The organism is Ruegeria sp. BE1, assembly GCF_056538885.1.
Window position 1 is genome coordinate 17,951 of the sequence record NZ_JBQFTY010000001.1, and the last position, 24,258, is coordinate 42,208.

At 58.8% G+C, this 24,258-nt stretch carries 26 protein-coding genes; 19 read left to right on the forward strand and 7 right to left on the reverse strand.

Features of this window, described 5'->3' with window-relative positions:
* The first annotated feature begins 111 nt into the window (after positions 1 to 111).
* The 9 genes from ACR0J5_RS00165 to rplQ all read left to right on the forward strand — a co-directional run bounded on the left by ACR0J5_RS00165 (position 112) and on the right by rplQ (position 6,754).
* Entirely contained in the window at positions 112 to 327 is a 216-nt protein-coding gene (locus ACR0J5_RS00165; RefSeq protein WP_480649816.1) for a DUF1127 domain-containing protein, read from the forward strand.
* A gap of 174 nt (positions 328 to 501) precedes the next feature.
* Positions 502 to 1,365, forward strand: a complete 864-nt coding sequence (locus tag ACR0J5_RS00170) for a hypothetical protein (protein WP_480649818.1) — start codon at positions 502 to 504, stop codon at positions 1,363 to 1,365.
* Between the two features lie 143 nt (positions 1,366 to 1,508).
* Entirely contained in the window at positions 1,509 to 1,982 is a 474-nt protein-coding gene (rplO, locus tag ACR0J5_RS00175; RefSeq protein WP_480649819.1) for a 50S ribosomal protein L15, read from the forward strand.
* Positions 1,983 to 2,091: 109 nt separating this feature from the next.
* Positions 2,092 to 3,456, forward strand: coding sequence for a preprotein translocase subunit SecY (gene secY / locus ACR0J5_RS00180; RefSeq protein ID WP_480649821.1), 1,365 nt, complete (start codon positions 2,092 to 2,094; stop codon positions 3,454 to 3,456).
* Complete coding sequence (locus ACR0J5_RS00185; RefSeq protein WP_480649823.1) at positions 3,453 to 4,100, forward strand: adenylate kinase; 648 nt, start codon at positions 3,453 to 3,455, stop codon at positions 4,098 to 4,100. Before secY ends, ACR0J5_RS00185 begins: the two co-directional genes overlap by 4 nt.
* Positions 4,101 to 4,311: 211 nt before the next feature.
* Positions 4,312 to 4,680 carry a 30S ribosomal protein S13 gene (gene rpsM, locus ACR0J5_RS00190; protein WP_170332212.1) on the forward strand — a complete coding sequence of 123 codons (369 nt, stop codon included), beginning with the start codon at positions 4,312 to 4,314 and terminating at the stop codon, positions 4,678 to 4,680.
* A 15-nt stretch (positions 4,681 to 4,695) separates the two neighbouring features.
* Positions 4,696 to 5,085, forward strand: coding sequence for a 30S ribosomal protein S11 (gene rpsK, locus ACR0J5_RS00195; RefSeq protein WP_008757289.1), 390 nt, complete (start codon positions 4,696 to 4,698; stop codon positions 5,083 to 5,085).
* A gap of 116 nt (positions 5,086 to 5,201) precedes the next feature.
* Positions 5,202 to 6,218, forward strand: a complete 1,017-nt coding sequence (locus ACR0J5_RS00200; protein WP_480649825.1) for a DNA-directed RNA polymerase subunit alpha — start codon at positions 5,202 to 5,204, stop codon at positions 6,216 to 6,218.
* 116 nt (positions 6,219 to 6,334) lie between these two features.
* Entirely contained in the window at positions 6,335 to 6,754 is a 420-nt protein-coding gene (rplQ, locus tag ACR0J5_RS00205) for a 50S ribosomal protein L17 (protein ID WP_480649827.1), read from the forward strand.
* Positions 6,755 to 6,811: 57 nt separating this feature from the next.
* On the opposite strand, the gene ACR0J5_RS00210 is transcribed toward rplQ, so the two are convergent.
* A complete protein-coding gene (locus tag ACR0J5_RS00210) occupies positions 6,812 to 7,795 on the reverse strand; it encodes a TAXI family TRAP transporter solute-binding subunit (RefSeq protein ID WP_480649829.1) in 984 nt (327 codons plus the stop codon).
* A 142-nt stretch (positions 7,796 to 7,937) separates the two neighbouring features.
* On the opposite strand from ACR0J5_RS00210, the gene ACR0J5_RS00215 reads away from it, so the two are divergent.
* The 9 genes from ACR0J5_RS00215 (at position 7,938) to ACR0J5_RS00255 (ending at position 17,932) form a co-directional block, all read left to right on the forward strand.
* Entirely contained in the window at positions 7,938 to 9,323 is a 1,386-nt protein-coding gene (locus ACR0J5_RS00215) for a trypsin-like peptidase domain-containing protein (RefSeq protein ID WP_480649831.1), read from the forward strand.
* A complete protein-coding gene (locus ACR0J5_RS00220; RefSeq protein WP_480649833.1) occupies positions 9,320 to 10,630 on the forward strand; it encodes a replication-associated recombination protein A in 1,311 nt (436 codons plus the stop codon). Before ACR0J5_RS00215 ends, ACR0J5_RS00220 begins: the two co-directional genes overlap by 4 nt.
* A 95-nt stretch (positions 10,631 to 10,725) precedes the next feature.
* Positions 10,726 to 11,769, forward strand: coding sequence for an RluA family pseudouridine synthase (locus ACR0J5_RS00225; RefSeq protein WP_480649835.1), 1,044 nt, complete (start codon positions 10,726 to 10,728; stop codon positions 11,767 to 11,769).
* The gene (locus tag ACR0J5_RS00230; RefSeq protein ID WP_480649837.1) at positions 11,766 to 12,437 is read left to right on the forward strand and encodes an HAD-IA family hydrolase; all 672 of its coding nucleotides are present in this window, start codon (positions 11,766 to 11,768) and stop codon (positions 12,435 to 12,437) included. The genes ACR0J5_RS00225 and ACR0J5_RS00230 overlap by 4 nt, the downstream gene beginning before the upstream one ends.
* A 4-nt stretch (positions 12,438 to 12,441) precedes the next feature.
* Entirely contained in the window at positions 12,442 to 13,149 is a 708-nt protein-coding gene (locus ACR0J5_RS00235) for an ATP12 family chaperone protein (protein WP_480649839.1), read from the forward strand.
* 208 nt (positions 13,150 to 13,357) lie between these two features.
* On the forward strand, positions 13,358 to 14,374 hold the full coding sequence (locus ACR0J5_RS00240; protein WP_480649841.1) for an amino acid ABC transporter substrate-binding protein: 1,017 nt from the start codon (positions 13,358 to 13,360) through the stop codon (positions 14,372 to 14,374).
* A 128-nt stretch (positions 14,375 to 14,502) separates the two neighbouring features.
* Positions 14,503 to 15,771: an amino acid ABC transporter permease gene (locus tag ACR0J5_RS00245; protein WP_480649843.1), complete on the forward strand. Its 1,269-nt coding sequence runs from the start codon at positions 14,503 to 14,505 to the stop codon at positions 15,769 to 15,771.
* Position 15,772: 1 nt separating this feature from the next.
* A complete protein-coding gene (locus tag ACR0J5_RS00250; protein ID WP_480649845.1) occupies positions 15,773 to 17,128 on the forward strand; it encodes an amino acid ABC transporter permease in 1,356 nt (451 codons plus the stop codon).
* Between the two features lie 12 nt (positions 17,129 to 17,140).
* Entirely contained in the window at positions 17,141 to 17,932 is a 792-nt protein-coding gene (locus ACR0J5_RS00255) for an amino acid ABC transporter ATP-binding protein (RefSeq protein WP_480649847.1), read from the forward strand.
* Positions 17,933 to 17,977: 45 nt separating this feature from the next.
* Here the strand turns inward: ACR0J5_RS00255 and ACR0J5_RS00260 are convergent, their stop codons facing one another.
* The 3 genes from ACR0J5_RS00260 to argB are packed head-to-tail and all read right to left on the reverse strand — an operon-like array spanning position 17,978 to position 20,041.
* Positions 17,978 to 18,475, reverse strand: coding sequence for a SixA phosphatase family protein (locus ACR0J5_RS00260; protein WP_480649848.1), 498 nt, complete (start codon positions 18,473 to 18,475; stop codon positions 17,978 to 17,980).
* Complete coding sequence (locus tag ACR0J5_RS00265; protein ID WP_480649850.1) at positions 18,472 to 19,158, reverse strand: ferredoxin; 687 nt, start codon at positions 19,156 to 19,158, stop codon at positions 18,472 to 18,474. Before ACR0J5_RS00265 ends, ACR0J5_RS00260 begins: the two co-directional genes overlap by 4 nt.
* A gap of 19 nt (positions 19,159 to 19,177) precedes the next feature.
* Entirely contained in the window at positions 19,178 to 20,041 is an 864-nt protein-coding gene (argB, locus tag ACR0J5_RS00270) for an acetylglutamate kinase (protein ID WP_480649852.1), read from the reverse strand.
* A 116-nt stretch (positions 20,042 to 20,157) separates the two neighbouring features.
* Between argB and ACR0J5_RS00275 the strand changes: the two genes are divergently transcribed.
* The gene (locus ACR0J5_RS00275; RefSeq protein ID WP_480649853.1) at positions 20,158 to 20,883 is read left to right on the forward strand and encodes an SDR family NAD(P)-dependent oxidoreductase; all 726 of its coding nucleotides are present in this window, start codon (positions 20,158 to 20,160) and stop codon (positions 20,881 to 20,883) included.
* A 110-nt stretch (positions 20,884 to 20,993) separates the two neighbouring features.
* On the opposite strand, the gene yihA is transcribed toward ACR0J5_RS00275, so the two are convergent.
* From yihA to yidC, 3 genes are read right to left on the reverse strand one after another with little or no spacing between them, the layout of a single operon-like run.
* Complete coding sequence (gene yihA / locus ACR0J5_RS00280) at positions 20,994 to 21,647, reverse strand: ribosome biogenesis GTP-binding protein YihA/YsxC (protein ID WP_480649855.1); 654 nt, start codon at positions 21,645 to 21,647, stop codon at positions 20,994 to 20,996.
* Positions 21,644 to 22,381 carry an MOSC domain-containing protein gene (locus tag ACR0J5_RS00285; protein ID WP_480649857.1) on the reverse strand — a complete coding sequence of 246 codons (738 nt, stop codon included), beginning with the start codon at positions 22,379 to 22,381 and terminating at the stop codon, positions 21,644 to 21,646. Before ACR0J5_RS00285 ends, yihA begins: the two co-directional genes overlap by 4 nt.
* Positions 22,378 to 24,201 carry a membrane protein insertase YidC gene (yidC, locus tag ACR0J5_RS00290; protein WP_480649859.1) on the reverse strand — a complete coding sequence of 608 codons (1,824 nt, stop codon included), beginning with the start codon at positions 24,199 to 24,201 and terminating at the stop codon, positions 22,378 to 22,380. The genes ACR0J5_RS00285 and yidC overlap by 4 nt, the downstream gene beginning before the upstream one ends.
* Between the last annotated feature and the right edge of the window lie 57 nt (positions 24,202 to 24,258).

The following is a 24,258-nucleotide window of genomic DNA, read 5'->3' on the forward strand; positions in this document are numbered from 1 at the left end:
CCGAAACATCCGTTGTTAGCGTTACCCATCACCCCTATCTGAGCGTTGTCCCAAACAGGAACGTATCAACTACCCGTGGAATTCGCCTCGGGCTCAGAAAGGAATGAAACTATGGCAAACACTGCAACATTTACCCGCGAAGGCTTTGGCCTGACCGCCCGCATCGCAACACTCGTCGCCCGCGTCAAAGAAACTTACGCGCTGCGTGCAGAATACAACCGCACCTATTCGGAGCTGCAAAGCCTGTCCGACCGCGAGTTGAACGACATCGGCGTCCGCCGCTGCGACATCCGCGATATCGCGCGGGATCACGTTTACTGCTCGTAAGACTGAAAAACACCACTCACTCAGAGGCGCCTTATGGCGCCTCTTTTCGTTTTGGGTGCGGAGATTTGATGGACGCCCCACGATTTTTAGCGGACCTGTTGAAAGGCAAACGGTTATCTGTCAATTGAGGGATGGTCGGCTTGGGCTGATGGCTGTCAGGAAAGGGCGTGCCTCGTGCGGGAATATCAGATCGGTATGCTGTGGATCGATGGCGCGCTGAGCTTTCTGGAACAGCTTTGTATAAAGTCCTTTCTGGATGCCGGTCAGCATGTACGCCTGTACACCTACGGTCCGGTCACAAATATCCCCGATGGTGTCGAACGTCGCGATGCGCGCGAAATCCTGCCCGACAACGAAGTTATTCTGCATCAGCGCACGGGTAGTCCCGCATTGCATTCCGACAAGTTCCGCGTGCAAATGCTGGCTCAGGAAGACGACATCATCTGGGCGGATACCGATGCTTATTGCGTAAAGCCCTTTACCACTGAGAATGGGCATCTGCATGGCTGGCTGGCACCTCATGAGATCAACGGAGGCGTGTTGGCGCTGCCCAAGGACAGTGCCACCCTCTATGATCTGATCGAATACACCAATGATCCCTACAGGATCCCCCATTGGTTGCCGCCAAAACACCGAGGACCGCTGATCCGGGAGGCTATCGCCGGGAACCGGCTGCATGCGGGTGAAATGCCTTGGGGGGTTTGGGGGCCGCGTGCCTTGACATGGCTTTTACAGCAGAACAAGGAAGCGCGGTTCTCAAAGCCGCAAGAGGTTCTTTACCCAATCGGGTACAAGGACAGACGGACCATGGCTCGAGCTTCGGGCGGGGCTGAGAAGTTTTTGACGGACAATACGATGTCAATCCATTTTTATGGCCGACGCATGCGCGCGTTCATTCGCCATAGGTTCGATGGCGTTCCGCACCCCGATAGTCTGGTTGGGCAGCTTGTCGCAAAACACGGTATCGACCCGCATGCGGCCCCGATAACTCGCAAAGTGGCGGATGACATGGAAGAGGTTGCGCAGGACGAACTGTGACCCACGCCACCTATGGGCTTGCCAATTCAGGGTTGCGGGCCTATACGCCTCCGGTGGATTTCCGTCCATGAGAATCAAAACCAAGAAATGCCGTGTTTGGCCCATCACGCTTCGGGGGTCATATCCGGCTAAGGAGAAGCGATATGAAACTGAACGAATTGCGCGACAATCCTGGCGCCAGCCCGAAACGCACCCGTGTTGGCCGCGGTCCGGGTTCCGGCAAAGGTAAAATGGGTGGCCGTGGTATCAAAGGCCAGAAATCCCGTTCGGGTGTGGCCATCAATGGCTACGAAGGCGGCCAGATGCCGCTGTACCAGCGCCTGCCCAAGCGTGGCTTTAACAAGCCGAACCGCAAGGCATTCGCCGTTATCAACCTGGGTCTGATCCAGAAATTCATCGACGCCAAGAAACTGGACGCCAAAGCCGCGATCACCGAGGACGCGCTGGTTGCCTCCGGCCTGGTGCGCCGTAAGCTGGACGGTATCCGCGTTCTGGCCAAAGGCGAAATCAGCGCCAAGGTGAACCTGGAAGTGACCGGTGCTTCGAAAGCTGCCGTTGAGGCAGTTGAGAAAGCGGGCGGTTCACTGACGGTCACAAAAGCTGCTGCGGCAGAGTAAGCGCTTGTGAGCGGGCCAAGACCCGCTTACATAGACCTCAGAGTTTTCCTAGACGCCGCCCGAGCCGGAAAACGGTTCCGGGCGGTGTTTTCATAAGAGAGACCGATTTATGGTATCAGCAGCAGAACAAATGGCAGCCAACACAAGCTGGGCTGCTTTGGGCAAAGCCACCGATCTGCGCAACCGCATTCTGTTCACGCTTGCATTGCTGATCGTCTATCGTCTGGGCACCTTTATTCCGGTTCCGGGCATCGACGGCCAAGCACTGCGCGAGTTCATGGAGCAAGCGGGGCAGGGCATCGGCGGCATGGTTTCGATGTTTACCGGCGGGGCGCTGGGGCGGATGGGTATTTTTGCCCTTGGCATCATGCCCTATATTTCGGCTTCGATCATCGTGCAGCTGCTGACATCCATGGTTCCCGCGCTCGAGCAACTCAAGAAAGAGGGTGAACAGGGCCGCAAGAAGATCAACCAATATACCCGTTTCGGCACCGTGGCGCTGGCCACTGTACAGGCTTATGGTCTGGCGGTTTCGCTGGAGTCGGGCGATCTGGCGACCGATCCGGGCATGTTCTTCCGCATGTCGACCATGATTACGCTGGTCGGCGGTACCATGTTCCTGATGTGGCTGGGTGAACAGATCACCGCGCGCGGCATCGGTAACGGCATCTCTCTGATCATTTTCGTTGGCATCATTGCCGAAGTTCCGGCCGCGCTGGCGCAGTTTTTTGCCAGCGGTCGCAGCGGTGCGATCAGCCCCGCTGTGATCGTGGGTGTGATCGTAATGGTCATCGCCGTGATCACATTCGTGGTGTTTATGGAACGAGCCTTGCGCAAGATCCACATCCAGTATCCGCGCCGTCAGGCCGGTATGAAAGTCTACGAGGGCGGCTCCAGCCACCTGCCGGTCAAAGTGAACCCGGCGGGCGTTATCCCGGCAATCTTTGCCAGTTCCTTGTTGCTGCTGCCGGTGACGATCTCGACCTTCTCGTCAGGCGCGACCAACGGGCCGGTCATGTCGTGGCTGCTGGCCAACTTTGGCCCCGGACAACCGCTGTACCTGCTGTTCTTCGCCTCGATGATCGTGTTCTTCGCCTATTTCTACACGTTCAACGTGTCATTCAAGCCGGACGATGTGGCGGACAACCTGAAAAAGCAGAACGGTTTTGTGCCGGGTATCCGCCCGGGCAAGAAAACCGCCGAGTATCTGGAATACGTGGTCAACCGCGTGTTGGTTTTGGGTTCGGCCTATCTGGCGGCGGTCTGTCTGCTGCCTGAAATCCTGCGCAACCAGTTCGCCATCCCGTTTTACTTTGGCGGCACCTCGGTTCTGATTATCGTCTCGGTGACCATGGATACGATCCAACAGGTTCAAAGCCACCTGCTGGCGCATCAGTACGAAGGGCTGATTGAAAAATCCCAACTGCGTGGCAAGGGCAAGAAACGCGGTAGAAAGGCTCCGTCCCGTCGATGAACATCATTCTTCTCGGCCCCCCGGGGGCAGGCAAAGGCACGCAAGCACGTCATCTGGTTGAAACCCGCGGCATGGTACAGCTGAGCACTGGTGACATGCTGCGTGAGGCCAAGGACAGCGGCACCGAAATGGGCAACCGCGTGGCCGAGGTGATGGCCAAGGGGCAGCTTGTAACAGATGAGATCGTGATCGGCCTCATCCGCGAAAAGCTGGACGCTGGTGCCGAGGGTGGTTTTATTTTTGACGGCTTCCCTCGCACGCTGGCGCAGGCCGATGCGTTGGGCGAGTTGTTGGAGAGTACCGGCAATAACCTTGACGCAGTGATCGAGATGGAAGTGGACGATGCGGCGCTGGTCCAGCGGATCACGGCGCGTTCTACCTGCGGCGGTTGTGGTGAGGTCTATAACGACATCACCAAGCCGATCCCGGCGGATGGCAAATGCACCAATTGCGGCAAAGAGAATGACTTCAAACGTCGTGCGGATGACAATGAGGAAAGCCTCAAGACCCGCTTGATGGAGTACTATAAAAAGACCTCGCCGCTGATCGGCTACTACTATGCCAAGGGTCAGCTGACCAAGATCAATGGTCTGGGCGAGATCGACGAGGTTCAAGAAGCAATTTCCAGCGCGCTGGACGCCTAGGAATACTCGTAGTTGAATATGGGCTTGACGGCGTGGCCAAAAGCCCATATCGACCCCCATCCCTAAAGGGAATCAAGACTGCGTGAGGGATTCGTCCTAACCGCCCCGACCACCTCGAATAATACTGGACCCTCTGGCGTCACTGCCACGGTCAGGTGTTGTGAAAAAAGGTTCCGGAGCTACGGAACCGCAACAAAAAGGAAAGTGACACGTGGCACGTATTGCCGGCGTAAACATCCCGACTGCAAAGCGGGTACCAATCGCCCTCACATATATCACCGGTATCGGCAACACCTCGGCCAAAGCGATCTGCGAAGCCGTGGGCATTGAAGCGACCCGTCGCGTCAACGAACTGTCCGACGCCGAAGTTCTGAAAATCCGCGAATACATCGACGAAAACTTCACCGTTGAAGGTGATCTGCGTCGTGAAGTTCAGATGAACGTCAAGCGCCTGATGGACCTGGGCTGCTATCGCGGTCTGCGTCACCGCCGCAACCTGCCGGTTCGCGGTCAGCGTACCCACACCAACGCTCGTACCCGCAAAGGCCCCGCAAAGGCCATTGCCGGTAAGAAGAAATAAGGGAGGGTCTGACTGATGGCACGTGATAAGACTCGCGTTAAGCGCAAAGAGCGTAAGAACATCGCATCGGGCGTTGCCCATGTGAACTCGACCTTCAACAACACCAAGATCCTGATCTCGGACGTACAGGGCAACGCCATCTCGTGGTCGTCTGCCGGTACCATGGGCTTCAAAGGATCGCGGAAATCGACCCCCTACGCCGCTCAGATGGCTGCAGAAGACGCAGGCAAGAAGGCGCAGGAACATGGCGTCAAGACGCTGGAAGTCGAAGTTCAGGGCCCCGGTTCGGGTCGTGAATCGGCTCTGCGTGCGCTGGCTGCCGTGGGCTTCAACATCACGTCGATCCGCGACGTGACACCGATCGCTCACAACGGCTGCCGTCCGCCGAAGCGTCGTCGCGTCTAAGCGATTTGGAATTAGGCTGGGGCTGTGTTTTTTTGCACGGCCCCAGCACGTCATTTTGAACCTCGGGCGTCTGCACCTTGTTGGTCATGGGGCGCGGACAGGAATGGAGGGATTACATGATCCACAAGAATTGGGCAGAATTGATCAAGCCGACCCAACTGGACGGCAAGCCGGGCAACGACCCTGCACGTCAGGCAACTCTGGTTGCCGAACCGCTGGAGCGTGGCTTTGGTCTGACCCTGGGCAACGCGCTGCGTCGCGTTCTGATGAGCTCGCTGCAAGGCGCGGCCATCACCAGCGTTCAGATCGACAACGTCCTGCACGAGTTCTCCTCGGTCGCGGGTGTGCGTGAAGACGTTACCGACATCATCCTGAACCTCAAGGGCGTTGCCCTGCGCATGGAAGTCGAAGGCCCCAAGCGCCTGTCGATCAATGCCAAAGGCCCCGCAGTTGTCACCGCTGGCGACATCAGCGAAAGCGCCGGTATCGAGGTTCTGAACCGCGATCACGTCATCTGCCACCTGGACGATGGCGCCGACCTGTTCATGGAACTGACCGTCAACACCGGCAAGGGTTACGTCTCGGCTGAGAAGAACAAGCCCGAAGACGCGCCTATCGGCCTGATTCCGATCGACGCGATCTATTCGCCGGTCAAAAAGGTTGCCTATGATGTTCAGCCGACCCGTGAAGGTCAGGTTCTGGACTATGACAAGCTGACCCTGAAGATCGAAACCGACGGTTCGATCACTCCCGAGGACGCGCTGGCCTTTGCCGCGCGCATCCTGCAGGATCAGCTGTCGATCTTCGTCAACTTCGACGAGCCGGAATCGGCTGGTCGCCAGGACGAAGACGATGGTCTGGAGTTCAACCCGCTGCTGCTGAAGAAAGTGGACGAGCTGGAGCTGTCGGTCCGTTCGGCAAACTGCCTGAAGAACGACAACATCGTCTATATCGGCGATCTGATCCAGAAGACCGAAGCCGAGATGCTGCGCACTCCGAACTTCGGCCGCAAGTCGCTGAACGAGATCAAGGAAGTGCTGTCCGGCATGGGTCTGCACCTCGGCATGGATGTCGAGGACTGGCCGCCCGACAACATCGAAGATCTGGCCAAGAAATTCGAAGACGCGTTCTAAGCGCGTCTTCTCAAATGCCCGGGGTTCCGGGGACTGTATGGGCGATGATGCCCCAAGGAGAGCCGGTGACACGCATCGCCGGCCAGACAAAGCAAAACGCAAGAAGGAATTGAAAAATGCGTCACGCACGTGGTTACCGCCGCCTGAACCGTACTCATGAGCACCGCAAGGCTCTGTTTGCGAACATGGCTGGCTCGCTCATCGAGCATGAGCAAATCAAAACGACCCTGCCCAAGGCAAAAGAACTGCGCCCGATCATCGAAAAGCTGGTCACTCTGGGCAAACGCGGCGACCTGCACGCCCGCCGTCAGGCCGCAGCACAGCTGAAAGAAGACAAAGACGTCGCCAAGCTGTTCGAAGTTCTGGGCCCTCGCTACGCCGAGCGTCAGGGCGGTTATGTCCGCATCCTGAAAGCGGGCTTCCGCTATGGCGATATGGCGCCGATGGCGATCATCGAATTCGTGGATCGTGACGTCGACGCCAAAGGCGCGGCTGACAAGGCCCGCGTTGCTGCGGAAGACGCCGCAGAAGAATAAGAAAGCATCGCTTTCAAATGAAAACCCTCGCGTCCTGAACGCGGGGGTTTTTCTTTTCTACCTGATCCATCCTTGTTCCCGATAATACCGCTCTGCACCCGGATGCAGGGGGGCAGGTAAGCTGTCACGGATCATCGCTGATGGCGTCAGCCCGCTCAATAAGGGGTGCTGTTGCTTAAGGTTGTCCAGGTTCTCAAAGGTGAATTTAACAAACGCATAAGCATCTTCTTCTGGCAATTGCGTGTCTGTTAAGAACGCCATTTTGTAAGCTATTGTTTGTGTGTGAGTGTCTTGCGTTAGGTAGGCATTTCTGGGGATTAGACTTTTACTGATGTAGCTGTGGTTCTTGGTCATTGCGTCGATGCGATGGTCCGAAAAGCTGATCAGGCGGATGGGGCAGGATTCTGAAAAATCCTTCATCCAGCCGGAAGGAAAAGTGACCGCTAACGCGACAGCATCAATCCTGCCGATACAGAGCAGATCGCCCAGCTTTTTCGTCCCACCGTGTGGTAAGTTTGAAAAGCCTGAGAAGTTCCAGTCGCGGTTCCGAAGTAGGTCTCTCATCAAAGGGACTGCAAGCCCACCAATGGCCACCGATTTTCCGTTGAGATCGGTGAACCTTTTGATAGGTGCGTCTTCTTTGACGAATATATTTAAAGCCATGCTATGGACTGAGAACAAAGATCGCAGCTCTGTATCCGGCCCCACGTTTTTGTATTGCCTGAACCCAAGCAATGAATCGCGAACCTCATCGGAACGGGCAATGACAATATCGTATTTATCTCGCCGCAAGCCATGTAAATTTTCGACGGATCCGCTGGATCTGGCCGCGCGGCATCTGTAGCCGTCTGCGTGTTGGGCAAATGAGGTGCAGACTTCCTTGCTGACACTGAAGTCCACGCTTCCTTGTGGGCCACTTCCTATTATCAGCTTGGGTCCGGCCAAAGCGGTCAGCGGGAGCACTGCCATCAAACCTGCCGTAAGTATTAGCCGGGATGCCATTGTAACAAGACGTTTAAGTAAATCCGATTTTTCCGACATAATTCAACTGCTTCGTTACTTTGAGGTTCCGCCGACACTTTCAATCCTTCGCATCCAAGTCAACGCGATGAATTTACCAACACGCTTGCATTCCCCACACGGGCCTCGCATATCCGATGGGCAGTCAATCGACGGAATGGTCATGCGAAAAACCCTGTGCTCACTGCTGCTGGCGACACTGGCCATGACAGCCCATGCCGAAACCAAAGTGCCCACATCCCAGGCCGAGATCAGCCTCGGGTTTGCGCCGGTGGTCAAAGAGGCCTCGCCCGCGGTCGTCAATATCTATGCCAAGATCGTGCGGCAGGGGCGTGGCAACACGCTGTTTTCCGACCCGTTCTTTCAGGATTTCTTTGGCCGCGGCTTCAATGAGCCGCGCCAGAGGGTACAGAACTCGCTGGGGTCTGGTGTGATCCTGTCGGATGATGGCTTTGTGGTGTCGAACTATCACGTGGTCGGGACGGCCACGGAAATCAGGGTGGTCACAACGGACCGGCGTGAGTTTTCGGCGCGCGTGGTTCTGGGCGACGCGGAAAGCGATATTGCCATTCTGCAACTGGAAGAGGCCAAAGACCTGCCTTTTCTGCACCTGCGCGATTCCGACCATGTTGAAGTGGGGGAGCTGGCGCTCGCCATCGGCAACCCCTTTGGCGTGGGGCAGACGGTGTCGTCGGGCATTATCTCGGGGCTTGCGCGCACCGGGACGGCCACGGGAAATGGGCGGGGCTATTTCATTCAGACCGATGCGGCGATCAATCCGGGCAACTCGGGCGGCGCGCTGATTGATGTGAATGGCGATCTGATTGGGATCAATACCTCGATCCTGACCCGTTCGGGCGGGTCGAACGGTATTGGTTTCGCGATCCCGGCCAATCTGGTGGCCGAGTTCCTGCGGCAGGCCAAAGACGGCAATGACAGCTTTGTCAGCCCGTGGGCCGGTATGGCGGGCCAGCACATGAGCGCGGACATTGCCGAGTCTCTGGGTCTTGTGATCCCCATGGGCGTGGTGATTTCCGATCTGCACCCGCTGAGCCCGCTGGCCGATGCGGGGCTGCGTGTGGGTGATGTGGTGACCCATGTGGACGGGGATGAGGTCAACTCACCCGCCGAGATGAAGTTTCGCATGTCCGTGGCCGGGGTGGGCGGCACGTCTATCGTGACCCGGCTGCGCGGCGACGCGCAGGAGGATATCGAAATCGCGCTGGTCAAAGCACCCGAGGTTCCGGCGGCCGAGGAAACCCTTCTGGACGACCGAACCGTCATGCCGGGGCTGAAACTGTCGCGGATCAATCCTGCGGTCATTGCCCGGATGGGGTTGCTCCTGTCGCAAACCGGTGTGGTCGTGGTGGATGCGGGCCCCTATGGCGGCCGGTCCGGATTGCGCCCGGGCGACGTGATCGACAGCGTCAATGGCACACAGGTTGAGCGCCCCGCCGATGTGGTGAGCGCGCTGACCGATCCGGGGCGGCGGATCAATCTGAGCATTCTCAGGGGCGGTCGTCAGATCTCGTTGCGGTTCCGGCTGTGAGCGATCTGTTCGACACCGGGGCCGACCAGCCCGCGCCGTCTGCGCATCGTCCGCTGGCAGATCGGTTGCGCCCGCAGACCCTGGCCGAGGTGATCGGGCAGGAGCAGGTGCTGGGGCCTGATGCGCCCTTGGGGGTGATGTTGGCGTCGGGCAGCTTGTCCAGTCTGGTGTTCTGGGGTCCTCCGGGTGTTGGCAAGACGACCATCGCACGGCTGCTGGCGCAGGAGACCGACCTGCATTTTGTTCAGATCAGCGCGATTTTCACGGGCGTTCCCGACCTGAAAAAGGTGTTCGAGGCCGCCAAGATTCGTCGCCAGAACGGGCAGGGCACCTTGCTGTTCGTGGATGAGATTCACCGTTTCAACAAGGCCCAGCAGGACGGGTTTCTGCCGCATATGGAGGACGGCACGATCCTTTTGGTGGGGGCGACGACCGAGAACCCCTCGTTCGAGTTGAACGCCGCTGTGCTCAGCCGGGCGCAGGTGCTGGTGCTGGAACGCCTCAGCCTTTCCGATCTGGAACGCCTGACCCAGCGGGCCGAGAAAGAGTTGGGCCGCGCGCTGCCCCTGACCGGCCCCGCGCGCGAGGCGTTGCAGGAAATGGCCGATGGGGACGGGCGGGCGTTGCTGAACCTGATCGAACAGGTTGCGGCTTGGAAGGTGGATGCGCCGCTGGACCCGGATGCGTTGTCGACCCGTCTGATGCGGCGCGCGGCGAAATACGACAAGTCCGGGGATGAGCATTACAACCTGATCTCCGCCCTGCATAAATCGGTGCGCGGATCGGACCCGGACGCGGCTTTGTACTGGTTTGCCCGGATGCTGACTGGGGGTGAAGATCCGCGCTATCTGGCGCGTCGGATTACGCGGATGGCGGTTGAAGATATTGGGCTGGCCGACCCGCAGGCGCAGGCGATTTGCCTGCAATCATGGCAGACCTATGAACGCCTTGGCAGCCCCGAAGGCGAGCTGGCGCTGGCGCAGGCGCTGGTTTATCTGGCGCTGGCCCCCAAATCGAACGGCGCCTATGTGGGCTACAAGGCGGCGATGCGGCTGGCCAGGCAATCCGGCAGTGAACCGCCGCCCAAACACATCCTGAACGCGCCGACCTCGCTGATGAAGGATCAGGGCTATGGCGCGGGTTATGCCTATGATCATGATGCCGAGGATGGGTTCTCGGGCCAGAACTATTTTCCGGACGGGATCGAGCGGCCCGAGCTGTACCAGCCGGTCGAACGCGGGTTCGAGCGCGAGTTGAAAAAGCGTCTGGACTATTTCGCCAAGCTGCGGGCGCAGCGCAACGGTTGACTCTTTGTCCATGGCGCGCCACAGACGCGCATGTTTTCAAAGGCACCGAATGGCATGCAATCCGCGCGGACCCGCCGCGTGAAGGGGATATCGGTATGAGTGGCGTACAAATGATCACCGTGGCAGAGGGTGACGGCGACCAGCGGATCGACCGTTGGCTGCGCCGCCTGTTCCCGCATGTCAGTCAGGGGCGCATCGAAAAGATGTGCCGCAAGGGTGAGCTGCGCGTTGAAGGCGGACGGGTGAAAGCCTCGACCCGGCTTGAGGTTGGGCAGGTCGTGCGCGTGCCGCCCTTGCCCGATGCGGATCACAAACCGGCTGAGGTCAAGCGCCGTATCTCGGATGCGGATGCAAAGATGATCCAGTCCTGTGTGATCTATCGCGACGATCACGTTCTGGCGCTGAACAAACCGCATGGTCTGCCGGTTCAGGGCGGCAGCGGTCAGACGCGTCACGTGGACAGCCTGTCCGAGGCGCTACGTTTTGGCTATGACGAAAATCCCCGCCTTGTGCACCGGTTGGACAAGGACACCTCGGGCGTTTTGCTGCTGGCGCGCACCCGGGATGCGGCCAAAGGGCTGACGGCGGCGTTCCGGCATCGTGACACGCGCAAGATTTACTGGGCTTTGGTTGCCGGTGTGCCGACCCCCTATCTGGGTGAGATCAAGACCGGTCTGGTCAAGGCTGCGGGTCACGGCAAACAGGGCGAGGGCGAAAAGATGATCCCCGTCCACCTGAACGAGATCAACGACACCCCCGGCGCGAAACGGGCGCATACGCTATATGCAACGCTCTACCGGGTGGCCGGGCGCGCGGCTTGGGTCGCGATGGAGCCGATCACCGGCCGCACCCACCAGTTGCGGGCGCATATGGCGGCGATCGGGCATCCGATCATTGGCGATGGGAAATATGGCGGCTCGGGTCAGGAAAATCTGGGCGATGGCTGGGGTGCGCAGCTGGGCGGGATCATCAGCAAAAAGCTGCACCTGCATGCACGGCAGGCAAGCTTCCAGCATCCGGTAATGCGCAAGACCATCACCGTCACGGCGCCCTTGCCCGATCATATGAAACACAGCTGGGACACATTCGGCTGGACCGAGGATCTGGCCAAAGACGACCCGTTCGAGGAATTGCAATGAGCGCACCCTTGCGCCTGGTCCTGTTCGATGTCGATGGCACTCTGGTCGACAGTCAAGGCAGCATCGTCGCAGCGATGACAGCCAGTTTCAGCGCTTTGTCTTTGCCTGTGCCGGATCGAAAGGCGATCCTGTCGATTGTGGGTCTGTCTCTACCGAACGCGATGGCGCAACTGGCGCCGGAATGTTCAGACAGTGTTCAACACTCTCTGGTCGAGGGATACAAGCACGCCTATCACGCGCACCGTCTGGAACAGGGGGTGGCCAGTTCGCCGCTTTACCCAGGTGCGCGCGAGGTGATCGAGGCATTGCATGCGGTGCCCGAGGTGTTGTTGGGCGTTGCCACCGGCAAGTCTAAACGCGGGCTGGATGCGTTGATCGAAGGGCACGGGCTGGAACGCTATTTCGTCACCCGGCAAGTTGCCGATCATCACCCGTCAAAGCCGCACCCATCAATGATTGATACCGCCCGTGACGAGACCGGGGTTGAGGCCGTAAATACGGTCATGATCGGAGATACCCGGTTCGACATGGACATGGCCCGCGCAGCCGGGGTTGCCGGTATCGGAGTGACCTGGGGTTATCATGGCCGGTCCACTCTGGATGGGGCAGCCCGCATAATCGAAACCTTTGACCAGTTGCCCGCCGCGCTGGATGAAATCTGGACCTGACATCATGAGTGACTGGAAACCCAAACGCTTCTGGACCGAAAGTGCGGTTGTCGAAGCCGAGGGCGGCTATACCGTGGAACTGGACGGTCGCCGCGTGAAGACGCCGGCAAAGGCGGGTTTGATCCTGCCTACTCAGGACATGGCCCAAGCAGTTGCCGCTGAGTGGGACGCGCAGGAAAAGGTAATAGACCCGACCGTGATGCCCTTTACCCGGTCGGCCAACGCAGCGATCGACAAGGTGCACCACCAACACGCCGAGGTTGCGGACATGCTGGCCGACTACGGCGATTCGGACCTGTTGTGCTATCGTGCGACCCACCCGCAAGAGTTGCAGGACCGTCAGGCTGCGCAATGGAACCCCGTTCTGGACTGGGCTGCGGGCGCGCTTTCGGCCCGTCTGATCCCGGTCGCGGGGGTTCTGCATCACCCGCAACCCGAGGCCGCGCTGACCACACTTCGTCAACGAGTTCATGGGCTTAACGATTTTCAGATGGCGGCCTTCCACGATCTGGTCAGCCTGTCCGGGTCACTGATCCTTGGGTTTGCAGCCGCCGAAAGCTGGCGCGATGCGGAACAGATCTGGCGGATTTCACGGTTGGATGAGCTGTGGCAGATCGAACAATGGGGCCATGACGACGAAGCTCATGCCGTTGCGGAAACAAAAAAAGCAGCTTTTCTGCACGCCAAACGGTTCTTTGACCTCTCTGAGTGATCCTTCAGAGCCGGTTTTTCGAACCTCTGACGAGTCATCTCTGGATTGACCCATCGTTTTCCCTGATCGGGGCCTTGACGTTTGTTTATGAATGCGCCCAAACTCATGCCCACTAAAGGGGAGACACCTTTGGGGAAACCTTATCGGTGCCAGAGGTGCCGGACAGAACCGCCTCATGATCGGGGCGGACAATCAGGAAGAGGTAAAAATGAAAAAATCCGTAATCTTGGGCGTGGCAACCATCGCCGGCCTGGCTGCTGGTGCAGCTGCGGCGGGGACTGCCGATGATGTCAAGGCACGCGGCAAGCTGAACTGCGGCGTGGCAAGCGGTGTTCCCGGTTTTGCCAGCCCGGATGCCAACGGTGAGTGGCAAGGTTTTGACGTGGCTGTCTGCCGCGCAGTTGCCGCCGCTGTTCTGGACGATCCGACCGCAGTAGAATTCATTCCGACCACCGGTAAAACACGTTTCACCGCGCTGGCTTCGGGCGAGATCGACATGCTGGCCCGTAACACCACCTGGACCTTCAGCCGTGACGTCGACCTGAAATTCGAATTCGTCGGCATCAACTATTACGATGGTCAGGGCTTCATGGTTCCCAAGGCTCTGGGCGTCAGCTCGGCCAAGGAACTGGACGGCGCGACTGTCTGCATTCAGACCGGTACCACCACCGAGCTGAACCTGGCGGATTTCTTCCGCATCAACAACATGAGCTACGAGCCGGTTCCGATCGAAACCAACGCCGAAGCTCAGCAGCAGTACCTGGCGGGTGCCTGCGACGTCTATACCACCGACGCTTCAGGTCTGGCCGCAACGCGTGCCACCTTTGAAAACGCCAATGATCACGTGATCCTGCCTGAAATCATCTCGAAAGAGCCGCTGGGCCCGCTGGTCCGCCACGGCGACCATGAATGGGGTGATGTTGTCCGCTGGACTCTGAACGCGCTGATCGCGGCAGAAGAAATGGGTGTGACCTCGGCCAATATCGATGAGATGGCCGCTGGCACCGACAACCCCGAAGTGAACCGTCTGCTGGGCAGCGAAGGCACTCTGGGTGAGATGCTGGGTCTGGACGCAACCTGGGCACAGCGCGCGATCAAAGCCGGTGGTAACTACGGTGAAGTATTTGCCAAGAACATCGGTGAAGAAACCCCGATCGGTCTGGCACGCGGCCTGAACGCACAGTGGACCGATGGCGGTCTGCTGTACTCGCCGCCGTTCCGCTAAAACCCACGGAAAAGGGCGCAGGGCAACCTGCGCCCTTTTTCCATCCATAACAAACACGCCCGCATAGATTGAACGAAGAACAACTTCGTCGGCTAATGAAACGGGATGCACGGGGAAAAACATAGGTCATGACGACACTCACTGACCCGCCGAAGGAGCACTTCCGGCTGTCGATGCTCCTTTACGATACGCGGTATCGATCTGCGACCATTCAGGTCATTGCTCTGATCGGTTTCATGCTTTTGGCAGCCTGGCTTGTTTCAAACGCTATTCACAATATCGAAGCATTGGGCAAACCTGTTGGCTTTGACTTTTTCAGCCAGCCAGCCAGCTACGATATCAACCAGCGGCTGCTGGAGTATGACTCGCGCGATACCCATTTGCGCGCAGCGCTTGTTGGTCTGTTAAACACGCTGGTTGTTGCCGTGCTGGGCTGTATCACCGCGACGATCCTTGGTGTGATCATCGGTGTTCTGCGCCTGTCCAACAACTGGCTGATTGCGCGCATCATGACGGTGTATGTCGAGATGTTCCGCAATGTGCCGGTCCTGCTGTGGATCGTGTTCGCCATGGCCATCCTGATCGAAAGCCTGCCCGCGCCACGCGCGTTCCGGGGCGAGGACCCCGAGGCAACGATGAAGCTGTTCGACTCGGTCGCCATTACCAATCGCGGGGTTTACATCCCCGAGTTTCTGTTCTCGCGCAGTTTGGGTGACATCCACTTCTTTGGCACCTCCAGCCTGCGCTTTGACGTTTCACTGGACCTGATCGCGTTTCTGATCGTGATTGGCGGCAGCATCTTTGCCATGCGCAAAGTGTCGGCCTGGGCCAATGCAACGCAGGAGAAAACCGGCGACCGTCCGACCACCTGGCATATCCAATTGGGCCTTCTGTTCGTACCATCAGCCATCCTGCTGACCGCGCTGGGTTTCCACCTTGGTTATCCTGAGCTGAAGGGGTTCAACTTCACCGGTGGCACTCATCTGCGGAACTCGCTGATTGCCCTATGGCTGGCCTTGTCGCTGTACACGGCGGCGTTCATCGCCGAGATCGTCCGTGCCGGTATTCTGGCTATCTCGAAAGGTCAGACCGAGGCCGCATCTGCGTTGGGTCTGCGCCCGAACCGCACGATGCGTCTGGTGATCCTGCCGCAGGCGCTGCGCGTGATCATCCCGCCGATGATCTCGAACTATCTGAACCTGACCAAGAACTCGTCTCTGGCGATTGCGGTTGGATATATGGACATCACGGGGACGCTGGGCGGCATCACCATGAACCAGACCGGCCGCGAGCTGGAATGCGTTCTGCTGCTGATGCTGATTTACCTGTCCATCTCGCTGAGCATCTCGGCGGTGATGAACTGGTACAACAACCGTGTCAAACTGGTGGAGCGGTAATATGAGTGATGTTTCATTTGTCCGCACGGAAATGCTGCCGGAACAGGCACCACCGGCCTCTGAGGTTGGGGTGCTGGGCTGGATCAGGCATAACCTGTTCTCAAGCTGGTTGAATGCGATCCTGACAATCCTGTCGCTGGCTCTGATCTACTACGTGCTGTCGAACATCCTGTCGTGGACGTTCGAATCCGTCTGGAATGCCAATTCCCTTTCGGAATGCCGCGAGATCATGATGGCCACATGGGGCGACACCCACGGCCATGCCTGCTGGGGCGTAATCAAGGACCGGTGGCTGCAGCTGCTTTATGGTTTCTACCCGCCTTATCCGGCGCATCCGGATGCAACATGGTCGAACCCGCCTGAAAGCGGTGGCTGGCCTGCCTATTTCCGGCCAAACCTGACCTTTATCCTGCTGATCGTTGCCATCGCACCGGTGCTGTTCACCAACGTGCCGCGCAAACTGCTGATCGTCACAGCGGCCTATCCGTTCCTGTTGCCCTGGCTGATGTGGGGCGGATCGATCTGGGGGCCGCTGATGGTCGCTGCGGGACTTGCTATCGGTTACTTTGCCTACAAGCTGGCGCTGCCAGTTGCAGGGTCGCTGATTGCGCTGATCCTTGCTGTGGCTCTGCCGATCCTGTGGTGGTTGTTTGCGGCTGGCGCAGTGGCGGATGCCATCAATTCGGTCATCCCGATTGGCATCGCCACGGTCGAAAGCCGTGATTTTGGTGGCTTCATGCTGGCGATCCTGCTGGGGGTTGTGGCCATTGGTGTCTCGCTGCCCATCGGCATCGTACTGGCGCTGGGCCGTCAGTCGGATCTGCTGATCGTCAAATACCTGTGCGTGGGCTTTATCGAGTTCATCCGGGGCGTTCCGCTGATCACGCTGCTGTTCGTGGCTTCGCTGCTGCTGAACATCTTCATGCCGCCGGGCACCAATTTCGACATCATCCTGCGGGTGATGATCATGATGACCCTGTTTTCGGCTGCCTATATGGCCGAGGTGATCCGGGGTGGTCTGGCCGCCCTGCCGCGTGGACAGTATGAAGGGGCCGACAGTCTGGGCCTGAACTACTGGCAGGCGCAGCGGCTGATCATCATGCCTCAGGCGCTGAAAATCTCGATCCCGGGCATCGTGAGCACGTTCATCGGTATCTTCAAGGATACGACGCTGGTGTCGATCATCGGTCTGATTGACGTGATTGGATTGTCCAACGCGATCCGCGCCGATACCGCCTGGAATGGCGTCTACTGGGAGCTGTTCGCCTTTATCGGCGTCCTGTTCTTTGTCGTCTGCTTCTCCATGTCCCGTTATTCCATGTATCTTGAGCGCAAGCTCAATACTGGCCACCGTTAAGGAGTTCAAACTATGTCTGAACTTGCAATTGAACGCGAAATTGACCGCTCCAAAATGCAGGTGAGCGACGAGGTCGCCATCGAAATCACCAACATGAACAAGTGGTACGGGTCTTTCCACGTGCTGCGCGACATCAATCTGACCGTCAATCAAGGCGAACGGATCGTGATCGCGGGGCCATCGGGGTCAGGTAAATCCACTTTGATCCGCTGCCTGAACGCTCTGGAGGAACACCAGCAGGGCACGATCATGGTGGACGGGACTGAGCTGTCGAATGACCTGAAGAACATCGACAAGATCCGCTCCGAGGTTGGGATGGTGTTTCAACACTTCAACCTGTTCCCGCATCTGACCATTCTGGAAAACTGCACGCTGGCCCCGATCTGGGTGCGCAAGACGCCCAAGAAAGAGGCCGAAGAGCGCGCGATGCACTTCCTTGAGAAGGTGAAAATCCCCGATCAGGCGCTGAAATACCCGGGTCAGTTGTCGGGTGGTCAGCAGCAGCGAGTGGCGATTGCGCGGTCCTTGTGCATGATGCCGCGGATCATGTTGTTCGATGAACCGACATCGGCACTGGACCCCGAGATGATCAAAGAGGTGCTCGACACCATGATCGAACTGGCCGAGGAAGGCATGACCATGCTGTGCGTGACCCACGAGATGGGCTTTGCCCGTCAGGTCGCCAACCGCGTGATTTTCATGGATGCCGGTCAGATCGTGGAACAGAACGAACCAGAAGAGTTCTTTAACAACCCGCAGAGCGAACGGACCAAGCTGTTCCTGAGCCAGATTCTGGGTCACTGATCCGGGCGAAACAGATGAAAAGGCGGGGTTTTGCCCCGCCTTTTTTCATTCCAGCAAGTCACGTGGGATAGTGAACCCCAGCACGTCACCGCTGTTCCAGCGCACCCGCGCCCATTCTTCGACATCAAAGCGGATCACGGTGGTGGCACAGGTTGGATAGTCGTGAAACCGGGGATGATCCGGCGCGCGCTGGACAATTCGGTTTGCAAAGTAGCCAATTCCGGGATTATGCCCCAGCATCAGCACGGTTGGCCCAGTCGCGTCGGACAATTGGCGCAGAATATCTTCAGCATCAGCGTGATACAGGGTGCGATCAAAATGGACGTTTTCGGCCTCTAGCCCCATCTGCTCCCATGTTTCTCGGGTGCGGGTTGAGGTTGAACTTAGCACCTCATCCGGCAGCCAGCCGTTTTGGCGCAGCCAAGCCCCAATAGCTGGGGCTGATTTGCGCCCACGCTTGTTCAGGGGACGGTCATGATCGCCGAGGGTGGGGTCACCCCAACTGGATTTTGCGTGGCGGGTCAGGATCAGTGTGCGGGTCATGACGGGTGAAAGGCGCGCATGTGATGGGCGGATTGTTCCGGGTCACGACCGGCCCCAGCGCTGACCGGGCAGGACAGGCGCGCCAGGCAGCCGCTGGTCAGGCAGGTTTGTCCTTCGGCAGTGGAGAGATGGCCGTGGCAGGCATTAACGTCATAGAAATCTTGGGTGTTCAGCGCTTGGACCGGGCAAGATGTTGCACAGGGGGCGGGACAATCTGTGCAAGGTGACGTGCCGCTGCCTTCGGGGATGTCGAATTCCCGTCCGAAATGCAGCGCCCCCCGGTATGAGATCATCATCCCCACTGTTTCATGCACCAAAGCGCCAACCGGGCTGTTGAACGTGCGGCCGGATTTCAACGCCCAGTCGATGAAGGGGGTGTAAGGTGGCCCGCCAAACGGAAAATATGCCTGCGCGCCCAGATTCTGCGCCATCTGTCCAATGACGCGACTGGACCAACGGTCAACCGGGTCGGGCCCCGACCATTCTGCGGATGTTTTCAAGACGGGCCAGAAAGCCGCACCCGCGCCCAAAAGAACCAGAGTTCCCCCGTCCAGACCCTTGGCGCCACTCAGTCGTGGATGCGTTGCGCCCATGACGATCAGGCCTGCTTGATGCGCCGCACGCATGACCCAGCCATAGCTGACTGCCGCCGCGTAAGAGGATGGGGGGGGATATCCGGTCATCTCTCCTCGGCGGGTTACGTCAATCGGGCCGGATCAGGGATCCGGCGCCGTGCTCGGTGAACAGTTCCAACAATACGGCATTGGGCGCGCGCCCGTCCAGAATGACAACAGCCCGTACGCCGCTGTGCAGCGCGTCCAGCGCCGTTTCGGTCTTTGGGATCATCCCGCCTGCGATCGTGCCGTCCATGGTCATCTCGCGGATCTGACCGGCCTTGAGCTCGGTCACGACCTCTCCGCCTGCGTTTTTCACGCCCGAGACATCGGTCAGCAGCAACAGCCGGTCCGCCTTGAGGGCCGATGCGATGGCACCCGCGGCGGTATCGCCGTTGATGTTGAAGGTTTCCCCGTTCCTGCCCGCACCCAACGGCGCGATGACCGGGATCACATCATGTGAAAACAGGTTGTGCAGAATGGCCGGGTTCATTTCGGCAGGCGAGCCGACAAACCCCAGCGATGGATCGGCCTGATCGCAGACAATCAGGTTCGCATCCTTGCCCGACAGCCCCACAGCAGTACCGCCCTGACCGTTGATCGCCTGAACGATACGCTTGTTCACAAGACCGGACAGGACCATTTCAACCACTTCGACGGTGGCTTTGTCGGTCACCCGCTTGCCGTTCACGAACTCGGACTGGATATTCAGTTGGTCCAGCATCGCGTTGATCATCGGTCCACCGCCATGCACGATCACCGGGTTCACGCCGACCTGACGCATCAGCACCACGTCGCGGGCAAAGCTCTCCATCGCTTCATCGCTGCCCATGGCGTGGCCGCCCAGTTTGATAACGACAACTGCACCGTCATAGCGCTGCAGATAGGGCAAAGCGCTGTTCAACGTGGCAGCGGTGGCGATCCAGTCTCGGTTCATGTCTCGTGTCTTCATGTCATGTCCTCTTCTTCACGTGTTAGGCGTTTTGGCGGCGTAAGCCAAGATCGCTGTTGTGGGTCGCAATGGCGCTGCTAGGGTGCCGGTGCGCCCTGAATCAGGAGGCATGTCCGATGGAACAGAAAACTCTTGTCTTGACGGGGGCAAGCCGGGGGATCGGTTTTGCGACGGTACGCAGGTTCCACGCCGAAGGCTGGCGGGTGATCACATGCTCGCGCCATCCTGTGCCCGACGACTGCCCTTGGGACGGCAAGGAAAATCATGTGCAACTGGATCTGAGCGACCCGGCCGACACGATCAACGCGGTTGGCCTGCTGCAAGAGATGACAAACGGCAAGCTGCACGCGCTGGTCAACAATGCCGGTGTATCGCCCAAAGGCCCGAACGGAGAGCGGCTGAGCACCCTCAACACCGACCTCATGACCTGGGGGCAAGTGTTTCATGTCAATTTCTTTGCGTCGGTCGTTCTGGCGCGCGGGTTGAAAGAGGAACTGGCCGCCGCACGCGGGTCCGTGGTGAACGTGACATCCATCGCCGGATCGCGGGTGCATCCGTTTGCAGGTGCAGCCTATGCCACATCCAAGGCGGCGCTGGCGGCTTTGACCCGTGAAATGGCGCATGATTTCGGACCGATGGGTGTGCGGGTGAACGCGATTGCGCCGGGTGAGGTCGAAACCTCGATCCTAAGCCCGGGCACAGATAAAATTGTGGAAAAACTGCCGCTGGGCCGGTTGGGCCAACCCGAAGAGGTCGCGGCGGCCATCTATTTCCTGTGTTCGCAGGAAAGCTCATACATCTCGGGCGCGGAAATTGAGGTGAACGGCGCGCAGCACGTCTAAAGCGCTTCGGGTTTTACCTGAATCACTCTGTGACACGAATGTCCCGAGAACGCCGCAGGCGTGGCAGGGTATTCGAGTCTCAAGTTAAACCCGAAACGCTTTATGGGGCTTTATTCCAACCCTGCGATGATTGAGCGGAGTGTCGGCACTCCGTCCCCTTTTTCCGATGAGGTCAGCACGATTTCAGGAAAGGCTGCGGGATGTTTCGACAGTGCGCCCCGGACCTGTTCCAGCACCTTTTCGCGATCCTTGGTTTTGACTTTGTCGGCCTTGGTCATCACGCATTGGAACGTCACCGCGCTGGTGTCCAGCAGCTTCATAATTTCTGCATCCACCGGTTTGACCCCGTGGCGCGAGTCGATCAGAACAAAGGCACGGCGCAGGGTCTGACGGCCGCTGAGATATTGTTTCAGCAGGCGCTGCCATTTCTCAACCACCTTAACCGGCGCATTGGCATAGCCATAGCCGGGCAGGTCCACCAGATATAGTTCGGGGCCTTGGGTGAAAAAGTTGATCTCTTGCGTCCGGCCCGGCGTGTTCGACGCGCGGGCCAGACCCTTGGTGCCGGTCAGCGCGTTAATCAGGCTGGATTTCCCCACGTTTGAGCGGCCTGCAAAACAGACCTCAAGACGGTCGGGCGCGGGCAGGCCGTTCATGGCGACCACGCCTTTGACGAACTCGGATTCGCCGGCGAACAGCTTGCGGCCCCGCTCAAGCGCGAAGTCGTCCGGTTCATCGGCTAGGGGGAAGGGCAGGGTGCTCATAGCAGTTGAACCTTGTCTCCGACTGAGATTGCGCCGCCTTTGACAACCTCGGCATAGATGCCGAAATCCTGATGGCCCCAGCTGTTCAGCGTGCCCAGCGTGTCGGCATCCCGCACACCCGTTTCGGGGTTGGCGGTTGTGGCCAGACAGCGGGTGATGCGTTCGCGCACGTCGAATACGGCCTCACCGATCTGAACCTGACGGCCCAGCCAGTCGAATTCTTCCCACAGCGGCAGGCCATCGAACCAGATATTGCCTCGCCAGCGTTCGGTCGACAGGTCTTGCCCCAGCTTCTGTTCCACCGCGCGGTGCGAGGCCATGTTGCACAGGCTGATCGAGGGGAAATCGCTGTCGGTCATGCCGCGCCCGAGCACCCGAATGATCCGGGCCGAGGCCGCCCGATCCGCGGGCATCAGGGGTTTGACCCAGTCCAGAAATACCTCTTGGTCGGTATCGGGTTGGAAGTTCAGATCAGGGCGGTCCGGATGGGTCAAGGTCACCCGATCCCCGTCCAGACGCGCAGCAATGGCCATCAGCATCGGCGCCTTGGCCCCTCGGCTGAAATTCGGGCAGGGCACCCATTCCGAGCCATCCGCCTTGGACGCCTCATGCGCGACCGCCCAAACGCGATCCCCGGGCATGGTCTGCCCGGGGTTCACGGTTACGGTTTCGACGGCTTCACGACCATGGCTTTTGATCGGATGCCGCCAAAGCTGGGTGACTTGGCCCGTCATTTGTCATCCGCTTTTGGTGTGCGCTTGAAGCTGGACTTTATGTTGCCAAACACGTCCGGCTTATAGCCCTGGCTGCGCATGATTAGGTATTGCTGGGTGAAGGTGATCGTGTTGTTCGCGATCCAGTAGACCACCAACCCACTGGCAAAACCACCCAGCATGAACATGAACACCCACGGCATCCACGCAAAGATCATCTGTTGCGTCGGATCGGTTGGTGCCGGGTTCAGCTTTTGTTGCAGCCACATCGAGATACCCAGCAGCAGGGGCAGGATGCCGATAAAGATCAGCGCCATAAAGCTTTCGGGTTGCGGCGCAGCCCAAGGCAGCAGACCAAACAGGTTCATGATCGAGGTCGGGTCAGGCGCACTCAGGTCGCGGAACGGGCCAAACCAAGGGGCCTGACGCAGTTCGATGGTGACAAAGATCACCTTATACAGCGAGAAGAAGATCGGAATCTGCATCAGGATCGGCAGACAGCCCGCAGCGGGGTTCACCTTTTCCTTCTTGTACAGCTCCATCATGCCTTGCTGCATCTTCTGACGGTCATCGCCAGCGGCCTCTTTCAGGGCCTCCATCTGCGGCTGCAGTTCCTTCATCTTCGCCATCGAGACGTAGGATTTGAACGCCAGCGGGAACAGGATCGCCTTGATGATCAGGGTCAGGCCGATGATCGACCAGCCCATGTTGCCGATCAGCAAATTGATATTGTGCAGCAGCCAGAAGATCGGCTTGGTCAGGAAAAAGAACCAACCCCAGTCGATGCTGTCGATGAACTTCTGAACGCCTTCCGACTGGTATTCACGAATGGTTGCCCATTCCTTGGCACCTGCGAACAACTGCGTGGTCACCTCTTCGGTCGCGCCGGGGGCGACGGTCAGGGTCGGCAGAACGGTTTCGGTTTGATAGATTTTGCGGCGCGAGTCGTATTTCGCGGCGGCTTTGAAAGGTGTGCCCGGCTCAGGGATCAGGGTGGTCATCCAGTAGTGGTCGGTGAAACCGATCCAGCCGTTTTCCTTGACCTGATACACCTCGGCCTGCGCGCGTTCGTTCGGGTCGATGTCGAAATCGCGGACATCGCCATAATCGATCTCGGCCAGGGTGCCGTCGGCCATGCCGATCACGCCTTCATGCAGGATGAAGAAGTTCTTCAGCCCCGGCAGGTCGCCGTCTTCGCCGATGCCGTGGCGGGCCAGAATGCCGTAGGGGGCCATCCCGACCTCAGCGCCCGAGTTGTTTTCGACCGATTGCGTGACCGAGAACATGTAGTTCTCATCGACCGAGATCGTACGGCGGAAGGTCAGACCCGTGTCGTTTTCCCATTTCAGGGTAACTGGCGTGTCTACGCCCAGTGTCTCACCGTCTTCAACCGTCCAAAGCGTGTTGGGTCCGGGGACATCCGCGCCACCCACGCCTGCGCCGGGGGCCCAACCGTATAGGGCGTAGTAGGCAGATTCCGATCCGACGGGATAGAGCAGTTCGACAATCGGTGCACCTTCGTCGATCGAGACTTTGTAATCCTTCAGGAACAGTTCATCGATGCGACCGCCGGACAGCGAAAGGCTGCCTTGCAGGCGGGGGGTGTCGATCTCAATACGCGGGGCTTCGTCATCAGGCAGGGTTTCCTCGGCCGCCGCAGTCGCTTCGCCCGTGGTGCCGGCGGCGCTGGGGGTCTGAACCTCATCACCATCAACAGCAGCGATTTCCGACCCTTCCGGCAGGGTTGTCTGTTCCGGAGGCGGGAACAGGACGAACCAAACAAGGATCACCAGAAAGCTGAGCGCGGTTGCAAGGATAAGATTCTTGTTCTGATCGTCCATCGGGGACAGCCACCTTAAGCAGTGAAACACACCCGGTGGGTTCAACAGAGTGCGGGC